Genomic DNA, 14980 nt, shown 5'->3' on the forward strand with positions numbered 1-14980 from the left:
AAACAAAATTTCCTTTACCTCTCTCAGATCTCCTTTACTTTCCTTAGATTTCCGTTATCTCTTCCGACATGTCCCTGTAATAGGTGTAAAGTTCCTGCCCCCATTCAAGGGCGCTTTTTTCAAAGCTTACCATTTCATGGTTGTAGTATCTTCCGTCCTTAGATATCATGGATATCGAGATAAAGCGGTCAGTAACAAGGCTGGAAGCAAGTTCGATTTTATTGTCGCAGACAAATATCTGTGTATTTCCCATGTTTATGAATTCTTCTACTTCCTGCCTGTAATCAGTGATCAACTTCCTGTATATGGGTCTTTCAAGAACCAGAGAGACTTCTATTCCCTTATTTGCAAGATCCAGATAGAGTCCAGGATATCCGGGGCGGAAAAATGAAGAGACTTCCATCACAGTTTTTGACCTGTAGAGTGGATCCATTATTTCGGGAGGGTAGTCAAAAATATGAGTTCTATCAGGCACGAGTTCCATGCACTTGCCGAGCTCCCCGATCCGGTCAAGCAGGTGCGGAGGAAGGGTGCGAAGGTCCTGCCTTGCCCAGTAATCATGGTTTTCATCAAAGACCCGGAATGTGGAGAGGAGGGGTTCCATTTTGGGAACTATAAGTTTACCTTTTACAGAAAGTTCGTAACTGTCATCTTTCTGTACTAGCAGACCGTCTTTAAGCAGAATGCGGATCTGAGCCATTATAGGACTGGAACTGACTTCAAGTTCGGTCTTGATTTCTTCAATTGTCTTTGGTCCGTTCTTCAGGAATAAAAGCAAATTTTTCCTTTTGTCCGAAAAAAAAATAGTATCTATTAACTGCAGTTCCATACTCATTCGATTCAGCCTCCCTCCGGAAAAGAGTTTGAGATTAAATAAGGCGTTAATAAAGATTATCTGAGTTATTTTGAATTGAAGAGCAATTTTCCAGCTAATAGAATAACTTCAGTTACTCGAACAATTTTAGCTACTCCGGATAATCTTAATTGCTTCAGTTACTTCGGATTAAACCTCAAACCTATCTTAAATCTGTTGATACATAGTATTATCAGTATGTCAGTAAATGTTGGTGTATCAGCAAATATCAGTATATCAGTAAATATTAGTATATCAGTGAAGGCTCAACAGTAGAGATTCTGAGAAAGCTCTGTTTTCGGACGTGCATGTAAAATTGTCAATGCTCTTCTCGCCTTCAACTTTTAATGCCCTTGATTTATAGAAATCAAAGAGCTCTCTTGCCCAGGAAATAGCTTGAGGTTCGGAACAGCACATATACTCATGATAGAACCTGCCCTGGCTGTCAAAGAGGGAGACCATCATCCCGAGATCAGAAACAATAAGTTCGGCAATTTTTGCACCATCCTTACAGACAGACAGTTCGGTATTCTTCATTGTTGAAAGTTTCCTTATTTTCCGTTCATAGTTGTACAGGAACTTCTCGAGTACCGATTCCGTAAAAATAAGGGAGACCTCTGACTCAAGTCTTCCGAGCTTTGAATAAAGGGGCAGGAACTCAGGCCTGTAGAAGGATGAAAAAACCATGAGATAACGTGAAGAGGAAAAGAATTTCAAAAGCTCAGTACTGGGTTCGAATATCTGGCTGGGATCGGCTTTGACCCGATTGCAGTCCTTAAGGTCCCCTATCCTGTCAAGAAGATACTGCGGGATTCCGCCCAAGTCGTGTTCGGTCCAGTAGTCATTTTTTTCAACAAGAGTAAGAACATCGACAAGGGACCTGACTTTTTTGAATACCTGCTCTCCCATATCTGTCAGTTCATAGCTGCCATTTTTTTGAATAACCAGGTTGCTGTCTGTAAGCCTTTTGATCTGGGGTAAGATAGCTGTGGGAGAAACATCGAGGAGGATTTTAATGTCTTCAATTGTTCTGGGTTCTTCTCCCAGGAGTAAGAGAAGGTCTCTTCTTTTCTGGGAACGAAATACTATATCTATTAACTCAGGTTGCATTAAACCACTTCTATCTCTTTTTTTTGTAAATATAGGATATCTGCGTTACGCGGTACTAACAGATTCGCACAAGAGCGAATAAAAATTTGAGTTCTGTTCAGGTCATGTAAGACCCTAATTAAAGGAAGAGCTTGCGCCATATACTGGAGGTAACCGATATGTACATTTATATAAAAGGGTTTGGATGAATAATTTAAAACGTAAGATGGTCTCAGTAATATGATTTTGTAAGTTAGGAAGTGAGCAAAATTTAAGAGGAAAACAATACCATTAGCCAGAGTCCAGCAAGGCAACGACTTTCCCAGTTTCTGAATAAATATAATATGTTAAGCTAAAAAAGGAAATATGAACATTGAAATTTTTGACAGGCTTTATCTAAATAATGTCATTGTTCAAAAAAAGTAAGGCTGTTCAAAAATAAAAAAGTGGTAAAAAATGTTGAGGAGGATACCCCATATTTGCCTCAAAAATTTGCAGCTCTTTTATCAGGAAAGAGGGACTAAAAAAATCAGAAGCCAGAAAGTCAAATAATAGCCTCAAAAATTTAGACCCCATATTGCCCCGTAAAAATCAGGAAAAAATTTCCGTCGGTTATGGTATATGTGATGATTTCCCCTAATTAAGCTGTAAAGACATGTCAGCATGCAGGCATGAAATACACTAAAAAAGGAAAAGTTCCGGTAACAGGAGAAAGAAATTCTTTTACCGGTATGTATTGCAGAAATCTGAATTTATGCCTTCAAAACTAAATAAACTTCAGATTTATCTCAGAATACTACCACAAAAAGAAAAAGCTTTACAAAGGCAAAACCGGAACCTCCCCCACGCCTTATAAATCCGGAAAACTACAGATCCGGAGTGGCAAGGACCTTTTTATCTAATCTAAATGGAGGTTTAGAAATATGTTGGACTTTACAGAGGCAAGTCTGAAAAAGGTATTAACAAGATACAATGTGGCTCTGGAAAAGGCAATGACGCCTGAAGACGCCGCAGAAGAGCTCTATCCTAAAGACGAACTTATTTACCCGATTGCAAAAGCCATCTTCGAAGGAGAAGAAGATGACGTAGTCGAGGGTCTCCAGGCAGCAATGGATGCAGGCAAGGACCCGATCACCCTCATCGACGATGCCCTCATGGTCGGTATGGGCGTTGTCACCAAGCTCTACGATGAAGGTATAATTTTCCTCCCCAATGTCATGATGTCTGCTGACGCCATGCTCAATGGTATCGAATTCTGTAAGGAAAACTCCGAAACTGCCCCTGTAACAAAGGGAACCGTTGTCTGCCACGTCGCAGAAGGTGACGTTCACGACATCGGAAAGAACATTGTTACCGCTCTCCTCAGGGCAAACGGCTATGATGTTGTTGACCTTGGAAGGGATGTCCCTATTGACGAAGTTGTTGCATCAGTTGTTGCAAACAAGCCCCTCATGGTCACAGGTACTGCACTCATGACCACCACCATGTACGCATTCAAGGAAGTTAACGACAAGCTCCTTGAGAAGGGAATAAAGATCCCATTCGCATGCGGTGGCGGCGCAGTTAACCAGGACTTCGTGTCCCAGTATGCACTCGGTGTGTACGGTGAAGAAGCAGCTGACGCACCCAAGATTGCTGACGCAATCATTGCAGGTACCACAGATATTGCAGCATTAAGAAACAAATTCCACAAGCACTGAGGTGAGTGAAATGGCAGCAACAAGATTCACTAAGATGGCATATGCAAGCGCAGACGAAATGAGCTTCGGCGTATCCAAGCACCCCGTAAAAGCAGGCCTTGGCCTTGAGATCGGTGCTGGCTACACAATTCCTGAAGTTAACTATGCCCCGAGACCTGAAGCAGGTGCATCCAAGGAAAAACTCGTAAAGGAATACGAGAGGATCACAACCGACATTATGTCAAGAATGGTCCAGGTCGGTTTCCCGGCAGTTATCCTTGAAACAGAACACGTTCAGCAGATGTCCAACAACCCCTCCTGGGGAGCAGAAGTTGCACACGCCCAGAAAACCATCATGGAAGAATACCACGATGAATACGGCATAAAGTGCGCACTCCGCCACACAATCGGTGACATCCGTGAGAACAGAGACTTCCTCCAGCTCAGAGGCGACAAGTATTCCGTCTTCCTCGAAGCCTTCGAGCAGTGTGCAAAGTCCGGTGCAGACCTGCTTTCCGTAGAGAGCATGGGTGGTAAGGAAGTATTCGACCACGCAGTTCTCAGGAACGACATCCCCGGTATGCTCTACGCAATCGGCTGCCTCGGTTCAATGGACATGGAAATGATCTGGTCCGACATTGCAGCAATTGCAAAGAAGACCGGCACTGTAGCAGCTGGTGACACCGACTGCGCCCAGGCAAACACAGCAATGTTCATTGCAGGCGGTCTGCTTGACAAAAACCTAGCCCACACCCTCGCAATCCTCGCAAGGGCAATCTCCGCCCCCAGGTCCCTCGTTGCATACGAATGCGGCGCAATGGGCCCGGGTAAGGACTGCGGCTATGAAAACATCATCATCAAAGCCATCACAGGCAAGCCGATGACTCAGGAAGGTAAGACTTCCACCTGCGCTCACTCTGACGTAATGGGCAACCTCATTATGCAGTGCTGTGACTGCTGGTCCAACGAGTCTGTCGAATACCACGGTGAATTCGGTGGTACCACAGTTCAGTGCTGGTCCGAGACCCTCGCATACGACTGTGCCCTCATGAACACAGCTCTTGAAACCAAGAACGAAAAAGTTCTCAGGGACCTTTTCATGCTCTCCGACAGGTACAGAGACCCCCAGTCCTACGTGCTTGCATACGACAACGCATACAAGGTCGGCCAGGCAATTGTTAAAGACGGGAACAACATCTACCTCAGAGCAAAGAACGCTGCAATCGCATGCTGCGACATCGTCAGCGAAGGTGCTGCAGGCAAGCTCGAGCTCTCCAGGTTCGAAACCAAAGCCCTCGCAGACGCAAAGGCATCCCTGGACTCCCTTACGGACGACATGGACAAATTCATGGACGACAGCCTCACAAAGTACAAGAGTGAAGTTAAAGTCTTCCTTCCGGAGAACTACGGCCTCTGAGCCCTCGGTTCTCTTTTTATTTTTTCGTTAACTTCACGTACTGCACTTTTATCCTCACTTTTTTAGTTTAGAATTATAGGTAATGGACGTGAGTTATTGAAACCAAATTAATGAGCATACGTTAGACTCAATCCTTTAGATTATATTGTCAACAGCTAGTTCTTTTCCTCCAGATGAGAAAATTCTAGTGATTCGCAGGTGCCAGCGCGTACATTCAGACTCAGGCATGTCAAGCTCAATCAAGTTGTAACATTGAGAGATCTTTCCACGAATTTTGGAAGAGCAAACAGTTCCCGCACTGACGATAAACATATCGTTTAATCTCCACACCCAAGGGATGTGCCAGTGCCCGCAGAGCACAAGGTTCACACCTGAGCGGTCCAGAAGTTCCAGAACGTCTCCTGCATCTACAAGCACATTATTTCCTCTACCAGTCTTTGGTATTGGGATAAGGTGGTGGTGCAGGGCAAAAACCTTGAAACTGCCTACTGAGAAAGTACTCTCTATCCAGCCGTAGTTTTCCCTTCCGATGTGCCCCTCTTCAAGTTCCGGCTGGGAAGAATCAAGCCCTACCACAGTAACCTCACCAAAGTGCTCAAAGGAAGATCTGGCCTTGAAAATGTCCTCAAAGAAAAGGTAACCTGCGTTTCTGGAGTCATGGTTTCCCGGAACTACTACCTTGTTTTTACATTCGATCCTGTCGATGAAATTTTTTGCTCCGTTATACTCGGCTGCAAGCCCGTTTTCTGTAAAGTCGCCTGTAATTACAACAATATCCGGGTTATCCTGATTTATTTTTTCAATCATTGAATCTGCAATCTCAGGCATGTAATATTCTTCTGAGAAATGAATATCTGAAAAATGTGCCATTTTTATAATATCTAATTCCTCCGTCCTGCTAATTTGCTATTTTGACTTTTCTCAGAATCAAGATGGATTAAGCAACGTATATAGTTATTCGATTTAGTCTATATAAATATGATTAAATAAATGATTAGTAAATAATCTATATTTTTATATGCAAAAAGCACCTTGAAACAAAAAACTAAAAAATTAGGTAATGGAGATGAGTTATCGAAAAATGCAAGAATTAGAATCTCTCTACATTTACTCAAACATGATGTGTACACTCATTAGTTAGAATTGACTAATGACTCAAGGACACGACCCAGAATCCAAATGAATTATAATAAATTTTGTTGGCAGCAGCGTAGCTGAAAAGAGTATGCCTGAAGCCAATGTTTTTTGTTCTAAATTCTTGTACACTATATATAAGATATTATCGGCTCTTCGTCATTCCCTATGGATAAGATGATTTTCACTTCCAGCCCGCGTTGGTTTTTATGAGAATATCCACACAAAACAACGAAGAGCCATATTCACATTCGAATACACAATTACAATAATTCTTTTTTTCCAGGACTTACATAATGTGCAGTTATGGATCAAGAGCTGCCAACTATATCTGTGGAGTAATCCAGATTGAAAATAATTTATTAGTCAAACAGCTGCCCATCCATTGAAATTATCGAACTTGAATGTGGTTTTCAACAACAAATATTTTTAAATATTATGCATGTTACTCATATTAGAAATAGATTTAAATTACGGATTCGAAATATCTAAGAGACCTCTACATTTTAACATAACTATATGTTTCTATATGATTCAATGACTGATTCTATACACTATATTTAAACTAGATTATCAAAGATTATATCATTCGTTAGCTTTATATCTACAAGATATATGTATATATTACTTCTATATATATAGCTCAAAATAAATTAGAACATTTTCAGGGGAGTTATTTATTATCAAGGATAAAAGAAAAGTTCAGTTTACAGGAAATTCTACTTATATTGTATCCCTTCCCATAAAATGGGTCCGGGATATAGGGCTTGCAGCAGGAGATACACTTACTCTCACACCCATGCCTAACAAAACCATGCTTATTTCTTCCAGTTCGGTTTCAAAGGAATCTTCTGTTTCCAGGGCAACAATAGATTATGTCCATTCGGATAGTGCAGAAAACAACCTCAGAATTCTTATTTCTTATTATCTTGTGGGTTGTGACTCAATCAGGCTGACTGCTAAAGAGGGCTTCAGTGCTTATGACCGCAAGTTTATCAAGGATTCTGTACGTCAGAAATTGATAGGTCTTGAACTTGTGGAAGAGTCAAGGAATGAACTGGTCTTCCAGTGCTTGCTTAATTACGATGATCTTCCTCTTGACAGAGTAATAAAAAATACGTATGGACTTGTCCTCTCCATGCTTGAGGACTCCATGACCGCCCTTAAGGACCACAATCTGGAAATCGCCGAAGACGTTATCCAGAGAGATGACGATGTAGATCGCTTCTACCTTCTTGCTGTCCGCCAGCTCAAAGCCGCAATCGAGGATATCGAAATCTCTGAAAAGATAGGGATGAGGAGTCCACGAGATTGCCTGGGATACAGGATTATTACAAAGAGTATCGAGCGCGTAGGGGATCACGCGGTCAAGATAGCTAGAAACGTTCTGAAAATGGACAATGGAGTCAGTGCTGATGACCCCATTTTCAAGATGGCTGAACTCTCTCGAAAAGTTTTTGAAAGCTCAATATACTCAATGGCAGAAGAAGACCTGCAGGCGATCAACAAAATTGTTGTGGAGGCCAAAAAAGTTTCCCAGTTTGGAATTTCCCTAGAGTCAAAGGATGTTGAAAACGAAGACAGTACCGAACTCAGCATGGTTCTTGAAAGCCTGCGAAGAGTAGCCGAATACAGCGCCGATATCGCAGAAGTTTCAATCAATATGAATGTAAAGAAGATCTAATAAATTTTGGGATTAGCTTGTTATATTGGAAAATAATTCATATAGGTTTATTTGAAGTGCATAATCGTTATGATTTAGTTCATTAAATTAATGTCTTATACAGTTGGGGGTTTAATGCTGTCGATTTATCAGTTTGAGCGCGTATAGTCCTATGGGGATTTAAGTTTTATCAAGAATCACGGGAGGGGGATTTGTAGCATCTTTTGAATATGTTCGGACAGTAAAGCCAGGTGATACTTTCAGTAACTGGCTTGTCGAGGTACTTGGGGATAGGATTCAGAACAAGGACTATAAAGTTCGTGTATTTAAATTAAGTCATGCATCGCATAGGGTCTGCAGATATGAATTCAAAGGGGAAAGATTCAGTGTTATAGCTAAATTTTTCGGGATACCCACGGGAATGATCGAAAAATACGATAGATACAGTTTGATGAAAAAGGAATATGAATATCTTAAAAAAGCTCGAAAGATAATTGATGTCCCAGAACCTATCGCGATAAATAAAGATTTTAAATATGTCCTGGTACCGAGTACGTACCTGGAAAGTCCCTTTTCTGGTATTTTAAGCACAGGGAGAAGCTGGATGAAAAGTTGAAACTCGTGGCTTTAATGCTCAGAAAGCTTCACAAAAATACCCAGACATATTATGATAGGGAGAATGAATTTTCAAAGTTTTATTATGTTTTAAATCACGTTAAGATCAGCCATCGAAGAAAAAAAGAGTATAAAATCTTACTTGAGAAATGGTGGCACAGTTCCCTTCTGGACAAAAAACACGGCTGTATGATTCACAACGATGCTACTCCCGTAAACTATATATTCCATAAGGGGAAGCCTTTTGCCCTTGATTTTGAGCTTGCTTCCTACCATGGGAATCCAGTTTGCGACCTCGGGATACTTTGCGCCGAGCTTAAACATTATTTTGCACGGGAAGGAGCAGACTGGGAATCAGAGCCCTACATCCGTCACTTCCTCTACTGTTACTGCAGGGATGAAAAGGAGTTCCTTGAAATTACCCGGATTCTTCCATTTTACATGGCTTACGACCTTTTGAGAATTGCAGTATTGAAATGGGATCCAGGTTACAAGAACTATCTTCTAAGGGAAGCCATAAAGTGTTTAGAGTCAATAGAGAAAATCTAAAGTCTGGAAAAACAATATTTTTTCCATCGGCCATTACAAGATTAAACCTACTTTCCACACCATTTTTTCACACAGAGCCTACCTCGAAACTGGTGCATCGATTCCGAAATAGGAAGATCAATAAAGATAGATTGGGACGAGTTCAAAAAGAAGAGCACAATAGAAAGGTTTTTTAGAATAATTTAATATATTTATACTATAAAAAACCTATAGAGCACTAAAAATATATAGTAAACACATATCGAATTCAAAACCCCTTCATTTCCATTGGAAATTCCATATGCGTTTCACCTTTGATATATTTATTGCGATAAAGCTAAACAAGAAATGCATAAGCATTCGGTCGCAGCAGGTTAAATAGCAAGTTGTTTCCGAAGAGTTTGGAAAATAAAAAGCCTTAGCATTTGGACTCAACTAAGGTCAAAAACGTCAAAAAGTGTTATTTTTATGCTATATAAGAATTATATTGGGAAAACGCCACAATGATATTCGGAGTTGTGCATAAAATTCGTTAACATTGCAAAAGCAGAGAGTTAAGAGATTTTATAAGCCTTCGGGGCTTAGAGTTTTTTAGGCTACCATCGAACCTATGGAATTATCCATTTCCTTAAGGCCAAGGACTTACATACTTAAAGTACAAAAACAAGTGTAACATACATTATAGTTTTAAATTCATATTATGGACAGCGAACGGTTTGATATTATTTATCATTTCAACTGCATAAGTCCTATAAAGAAAAAGATCAAATAAAAGAGGTTTAATCCTAAATCTTTAAAGTTGTCATTTATATCATCTTGAAAGTAGAGTTATTCCCCGAATATCTGCAAGATCCAATCTTTTATCTCATCTCTGACCCGTCGAAAGATCTTGACCTGTTCTTCCTCTGGTCCCACAGCTGCAGCAGGGTCCTCAAAACTTTTGTGAATTACTTCTCTTGCTCTGGGAGATTCGGTAAGAAGCTCTAGATTCGTGCTGCAGATAGGACATGACACTTTAGCCCGATCGCAAACTGTGACCGCCATATCAAAAATGGTATCCTGAAATTCCTGGGGAGTTTTGGAGTGCTGACCGGAGATATCGATACCTATTTCCTTCATGACCAGAACAGCGTAAGGGTTAACAGTTGTGGCTTTGACGCCGGCGCTGTAAGCCTCGTATCGATCTCCGTAAATAGTCCTCAAAAGCCCTTCGGCCATCTGGGACCTGGCTGAGTTGTGGGTGCATAGAAAGAGAACCTTCTTCTTTTCTTGTGATATCATGCTATTACCATCTTATTACGCTCTAATAAACTATTATGGTATTTGTTTTGATACTCTTTTCCTTCTCGTTATACTGGATAGGATAACATTCATGCACACGATCATGACCATGTTCATCTACTACCAGTTAGTTTAAAACTTTAATATATAGAATATATGCAGAAACTATATAAATGATCGTATTCATTTAGATTCTTACTAATATTGGTAGTAAATCACAATGATATAAAAGTAAAAAAGCGACAAGTTTGGTTATGCATATGAATTCGGATAGTGTAACTATGTTTCAATCAATGGTTCCAACGATTCCACAACGCGTTTTAGACGATCTTGAGAGGTTCATATCTGAAAATTACCACAAGGCTTTACCACATTCCCTAATTATTTCACAAGCTTTTTGTTTGAGGTTTCAAGATTATGGAAAACTTTTTGGTATGCCTGCAATAACCTGTGCGGTAGAATATATGAAAACTTATCAATCTTAAGTTCTACTGTTTACTTTTCTTTTGGGCTAGGACTACTAACTTTTATATATTATAGTTTAAATTAATTCCATATAAAAGATATAAGAGTAATCCAACAGTTCCTGTCCAGTTATTGCTTAGCCGATATAGTTATTACTTAGAGTTTTTCACTACTTTCAAACAGACCTTAGGGCCGCAACTCACAAGAATTCACTAATGTTTTCTGTTCTAATCAAGAGTGTAAATTTTATAGTATTCCTAGAAAAATATCATAGGAAAAGATAAATATCAAATCAAAAGCAAGAGCGTTCAAAAATATATCTGCTATAAATACTGCAAAATGTTCAATGATCGAACCAACACCTTTTCTTTAATCATCTCAAAGATGAATTCATTATCCACTTAGCTTAAAAATGGCTATCAAGGAAATGTCAATATAAGCCATTGTGGAAATACTAGAAGTTCAACCAGCTACAGTTGGTAACTGGTCGTTTCGCTGCACGAGACAGCGTCATATGTAGTGGCTAACAAAAAACTGAGATATGCTCAAGTAATCAACAATAGACAAGTAAGGAAGCTCCAGAAAGTTGAAAACAGAGTCATCTTTGGTTAAATAGATTAAAGTAAGATCTGGATGAGTTTACTTGAGAGATAGGATCTTAACTTTAGACCGGATAACACCAGAACCTAAGAAAGACAATAAATTTTTTTCAAAAAAGTTAAATAATTGTATAATCAAATGAGGCTTTACTGCACTCAACTTAACTTTTTCGTGAGTTCTAGAGAATTAACAAAAAAATTGAGGTTTGAAAAAGAAAATACCTGAAAAAGAATGTGGAATTGCTAAGAATAAATGGACATTAACAGATTTGTTAAATTACGTTTTTTCTAAAAATGAAGACTAATTAATGAGGGAGCACCAAAAATAAGAAAAGGAAATAATCCCTTTTAATTAACTCAAATTTTAGGCAGCTTTTGCCTCCTTAGTTCTATTTACTTTTGTCCCATTAACAAGTGAAAGCACTTCAGAGGGAATATAGACCTTATTGGTTACTGGAGCATAGATAACTGTTCCTTTAAGTTTATGGGTTATGCCGTCTTTAATTAGAATGTTCTTGCTCACCGGTAATTCGGCACTTCCGATCTTCAGAACAGGATTTGAGGAGTCTGCCATGTCCAGTAAATACTCTTTTTCGTCCAGCTGATCGTCTCTATTGTCTATAGAGAAAACCTCACCTACTTCTACAAATAGACACGAATTGGTCTCGTTAAGGTCAAATCCGAGTTCTTCAGCGATATACCCCGCAATCTCGGTATTGTCTATGTGGCCTGCAGGATAATCAGGGCCATAAGCCCACAGAGGAACGTCTTCCCCACAATGCCCATGAGTGGTCCATCCAATAACGGTATGATTTCGACTGATTACTTCGCTGATTGCATAGTCGAGGGAGAGACCTTCTCCATTGTTATACAGCTCAAGAATTTCAGTTACATCATCATCAGTTGCATCAATCCCCCACCAGGTTTTTAGCTGGGATTTAATGTTTTCGGAGGAGACATCTGTTCCTATTTTTTCCGCAACACCTGCAGAGCTGAGCTTCATACCTTTGAGAGGATCAATGACGTCTTCTACGGTTGTAGAAGTATAATTGGCATCAGAATCACTGCCAATGGTCATCCCGCCGGTATTGTGGTCAGGGAAAGTCAGGACAAGGGTATGTCTATCTTTTTCTGCAAATTCGACTGCAACCTTAACAGCTTCGTCAAAAGCCAGGAAATCCGTGACAGCATAAGCAGGGTCATTAGCATGATTTGCCCAATCTACCTGGCTCCCTTCTACCATGAGGAAGAAGCCATCTTTGTCCTGAGAAAGCAGTTCAATGGCTTTTCCGGTCATCTCTGCAAGAGAAGGTTCTTCAGGTGCAAGTTCGGCACGGTCGATATCCGGTGCCATGTGACTGCTAGCAAAAAGTCCCCATGTTTTTCCCGAGGACAGATTCAACATTTCATCTCTGCTGTCAACATACTGGTAGCCCCTATCAAGAAGCACTTCTGTCAGGTTTTCTCCATCAGTCCTTTTTCCACCTTCGGCTTCAGGCACGAGATGGCGGGAACCTCCTCCAAAGACTACATCAATATCTTCATAGACCATCTGTTCCATAATCTCGTTTTCATTATCCCTATTATCTACATGAGAAGCAAAAGCCGCAGGTGTGGCATGGGTAACTCGGGAAGTTGCTACAAGCCCTGTAGCCTTGCCTTCAAGTTTTGACCCTTCAAGCACGGTTGCAAGCGGGCTGTATTGCAAGTCTTCAGAAGGGCTTTCTAGTATACTTAAAACAGAAGCATTACTTGGCCCGACACTTACAAAGCCGTTAGTTGTCTTATATCCGGTGGCAAAAGCAGTTGCAGCTGATGAAGAATCGGTAATAACCGAGTCTGTGCTGTAAGTAGAGACCAGTCCAGCTACCATTTCGTCAAGCATCAGAGGATTTCCACTGTACCATCGGGCAAGGGTCTGGACACTCTGAGAACATCCATCAGGGACTAGAATAATCACGTTTTTAATTTTAGCTTCCGACCCTGGACAAGATTTGCAGTTTACGGAATCAGTGAAATCAGTATAATTACCTGAGTAATCTTCATTACTCAAATCAACTTCCACAGCTACTGCAGAACCAATATTTCCCAGCAGCAGAAGCCCTACGACGAGGGTTAGTAGAACGTTTGTTTCTTTAGTATCCATGAAAACTACCTCAAATTGAGAACAGATTTTGAAGAGCAGGCCCAATATCAAACCATACTCCAATTTTTAATCTCAATTTTGAAGAGGTAGCCAGACTATATGAATTTTTCACATATAAAATATGTATCACTGCATATTTAATATGTAAAAAGTATGACTATATAACACTATTTTTGGTACCAGCAGTTTGCCAAAATATTTACCGTATATATTTCACTTATATAGCGGATCTCAAAACTGATCCATTTTCAATGAGTAAGAGTTTTCAGAACTGTTTTTCATGATCAGAAACTCAATTCATTATTCCGAAAAACAGGATTTAGAGAGGCGATTTTGAGTTTTGGGATAAGCTTTATAATAAAAGATAATGGATAAAGAATCATTTATGTTTCAGATTTTTTTCGGTATGTTGCCGAACAGTATAATTTCATAAATTATTGAAGTAGCAATTGTACAACAGTAAGAACAAATTTCACATTGAGCAAATAACAAAGAATTAAGTTATTTATACATAAAATACAGTACTTAGAGTTATACTATATAGACTAATACGAAAAACTATATATGCTTTGAAAAAATAGAGATAGAGCAGTCGATATTAGGAGGAAGAGATGGATAGCATAAAGTTATTCAAAAAAGCCACAGATACAATTAGTACAATCTTTCTTTATATATTGCTGCTGGCGTTAATTGTAGGAATGGCAAAAACCTTACTCGACATTCGCTTTATTATTTTTGAGTCCCTTGAAAGCGGCTTCAACCACATGGTAACAAGTGTGTTAACGGTCTTTATTGTTATTGACCTTTTCAAAGCTTTTGTTGATTATCACGAACATGACAGAATCAAGCTTACGGATATAACGGATGCTACAATTTTAATAGTCCTGCGTGAGATCGCTGTGGGCCTTTATTCCCAAGAGTTTGAATATGAATTTGTTTTAAGTTTGGCGACTTTACTGCTCGTACTGGGTATAATGAGAGTACTTGCTGTTAAATATTCTCCAGCAAAAACCCAAGCATCTTATATTTTTGATCAGGGAGAAGGGCAACCTTCAAAAGCAGGCTTGAAAACCATATTTGATTATTGCAGTCCTGTTCATGACAATAATTAACCTTTTATAATCCCAGAACTGCTGGCTTTAACCAAACTCCATGAAAGTGGAAGAACAAATCCCACAAAATACGTTCTTTCAAGATGAAACGTTGTTGTTAAGGCTTATTATTCCATTTAAGAAGAGAAATATGGAAATTATGTTTAATGCGGCAAATAAAAAAGAGATTTCAAAGTTTCAATGCCAGATAATTAGGGTTAATTCATCTAAAATTTGGAACGTATCAGGGGGTATTATGTTCTTGTGAAAGATAGCAAAAGACATAATCAGAAAAAAGGACATCTATGAAAAATACTTATTTTTTGAAATTGCAGGATTAAAAGATTTTAAGGGAAAAAGAAGTTGGTTACTGGCGAAATTTCAGATGAAACTCTCGCAATGTATCTCTTTATCCTGTTT

Annotated in this window: 12 protein-coding genes; 7 read left to right on the forward strand and 5 right to left on the reverse strand. The window is 39.5% G+C overall.

Going from position 1 to position 14980, the window contains the following annotated elements; genetic code table 11:
• Positions 1 to 43: 43 nt before the first annotated feature.
• Positions 44 to 835: a helix-turn-helix transcriptional regulator gene (locus tag ACZ5A8_RS19795; protein ID WP_464531079.1), complete on the reverse strand. Its 792-nt coding sequence runs from the start codon at positions 833 to 835 to the stop codon at positions 44 to 46.
• Between the two features lie 273 nt (positions 836 to 1108).
• Positions 1109 to 1963: a helix-turn-helix transcriptional regulator gene (locus tag ACZ5A8_RS19800; RefSeq protein WP_464531080.1), complete on the reverse strand. Its 855-nt coding sequence runs from the start codon at positions 1961 to 1963 to the stop codon at positions 1109 to 1111.
• 902 nt (positions 1964 to 2865) lie between these two features.
• On the opposite strand from ACZ5A8_RS19800, the gene mtaC reads away from it, so the two are divergent.
• Together mtaC and mtaB are read left to right on the forward strand one after the other, a co-directional pair.
• Positions 2866 to 3642 carry a methanol--corrinoid protein MtaC gene (mtaC, locus tag ACZ5A8_RS19805; protein WP_464531081.1) on the forward strand — a complete coding sequence of 259 codons (777 nt, stop codon included), beginning with the start codon at positions 2866 to 2868 and terminating at the stop codon, positions 3640 to 3642.
• Positions 3643 to 3652: 10 nt separating this feature from the next.
• Positions 3653 to 5038, forward strand: coding sequence for a methanol--corrinoid protein co-methyltransferase MtaB (mtaB, locus tag ACZ5A8_RS19810; RefSeq protein WP_464531083.1), 1386 nt, complete (start codon positions 3653 to 3655; stop codon positions 5036 to 5038).
• Positions 5039 to 5173: 135 nt separating this feature from the next.
• Here the strand turns inward: mtaB and ACZ5A8_RS19815 are convergent, their stop codons facing one another.
• Entirely contained in the window at positions 5174 to 5866 is a 693-nt protein-coding gene (locus ACZ5A8_RS19815; RefSeq protein WP_464531084.1) for a metallophosphoesterase family protein, read from the reverse strand.
• 985 nt (positions 5867 to 6851) lie between these two features.
• On the opposite strand from ACZ5A8_RS19815, the gene ACZ5A8_RS19820 reads away from it, so the two are divergent.
• The 3 genes from ACZ5A8_RS19820 (at position 6852) to ACZ5A8_RS19830 (ending at position 8999) form a co-directional block, all read left to right on the forward strand.
• Positions 6852 to 7856, forward strand: a complete 1005-nt coding sequence (locus ACZ5A8_RS19820; protein ID WP_464534219.1) for a PhoU domain-containing protein — start codon at positions 6852 to 6854, stop codon at positions 7854 to 7856.
• A gap of 400 nt (positions 7857 to 8256) precedes the next feature.
• Entirely contained in the window at positions 8257 to 8451 is a 195-nt protein-coding gene (locus ACZ5A8_RS19825) for a hypothetical protein (RefSeq protein ID WP_464531085.1), read from the forward strand.
• On the forward strand, positions 8436 to 8999 hold the full coding sequence (locus tag ACZ5A8_RS19830) for a phosphotransferase (RefSeq protein WP_464534221.1): 564 nt from the start codon (positions 8436 to 8438) through the stop codon (positions 8997 to 8999). Before ACZ5A8_RS19825 ends, ACZ5A8_RS19830 begins: the two co-directional genes overlap by 16 nt.
• Positions 9000 to 9806: 807 nt before the next feature.
• On the opposite strand, the gene ACZ5A8_RS19835 is transcribed toward ACZ5A8_RS19830, so the two are convergent.
• Entirely contained in the window at positions 9807 to 10259 is a 453-nt protein-coding gene (locus ACZ5A8_RS19835) for an arsenate reductase ArsC (RefSeq protein WP_464531087.1), read from the reverse strand.
• Positions 10260 to 11687: 1428 nt separating this feature from the next.
• Positions 11688 to 13469 carry an alkaline phosphatase gene (locus ACZ5A8_RS19840; protein ID WP_464531088.1) on the reverse strand — a complete coding sequence of 594 codons (1782 nt, stop codon included), beginning with the start codon at positions 13467 to 13469 and terminating at the stop codon, positions 11688 to 11690.
• Positions 13470 to 14080: 611 nt separating this feature from the next.
• On the opposite strand from ACZ5A8_RS19840, the gene ACZ5A8_RS19845 reads away from it, so the two are divergent.
• Positions 14081 to 14581 (forward strand): phosphate-starvation-inducible PsiE family protein, encoded by a 501-nt coding sequence (locus ACZ5A8_RS19845; RefSeq protein WP_464531089.1) that lies wholly within the window; start codon positions 14081 to 14083, stop codon positions 14579 to 14581.
• A 40-nt stretch (positions 14582 to 14621) separates the two neighbouring features.
• Positions 14622 to 14828, forward strand: coding sequence for a hypothetical protein (locus tag ACZ5A8_RS19850; protein WP_464531091.1), 207 nt, complete (start codon positions 14622 to 14624; stop codon positions 14826 to 14828).
• Positions 14829 to 14980 lie beyond the last annotated feature (152 nt).

It is taken from the genome of Methanosarcina subterranea, from assembly GCF_055385895.1.

Coding starts and splice junctions, on each gene's coding strand:
- ACZ5A8_RS19795 (WP_464531079.1), bottom strand. CDS start 835: ATGAGTATGGAACTGCAGTTAATAGATACTATTTTTTTTTCGGACAAA.
- ACZ5A8_RS19800 (WP_464531080.1), bottom strand. CDS start 1,963: ATGCAACCTGAGTTAATAGATATAGTATTTCGTTCCCAGAAAAGAAGA.
- mtaC (WP_464531081.1), top strand. CDS start 2,866: ATGTTGGACTTTACAGAGGCAAGTCTGAAAAAGGTATTAACAAGATAC.
- mtaB (WP_464531083.1), top strand. CDS start 3,653: ATGGCAGCAACAAGATTCACTAAGATGGCATATGCAAGCGCAGACGAA.
- ACZ5A8_RS19815 (WP_464531084.1), bottom strand. CDS start 5,866: ATGCCTGAGATTGCAGATTCAATGATTGAAAAAATAAATCAGGATAAC.
- ACZ5A8_RS19825 (WP_464531085.1), top strand. CDS start 8,257: ATGATCGAAAAATACGATAGATACAGTTTGATGAAAAAGGAATATGAA.
- ACZ5A8_RS19835 (WP_464531087.1), bottom strand. CDS start 10,259: ATGATATCACAAGAAAAGAAGAAGGTTCTCTTTCTATGCACCCACAAC.
- ACZ5A8_RS19840 (WP_464531088.1), bottom strand. CDS start 13,469: ATGGATACTAAAGAAACAAACGTTCTACTAACCCTCGTCGTAGGGCTT.
- ACZ5A8_RS19845 (WP_464531089.1), top strand. CDS start 14,081: ATGGATAGCATAAAGTTATTCAAAAAAGCCACAGATACAATTAGTACA.
- ACZ5A8_RS19850 (WP_464531091.1), top strand. CDS start 14,622: ATGAAAGTGGAAGAACAAATCCCACAAAATACGTTCTTTCAAGATGAA.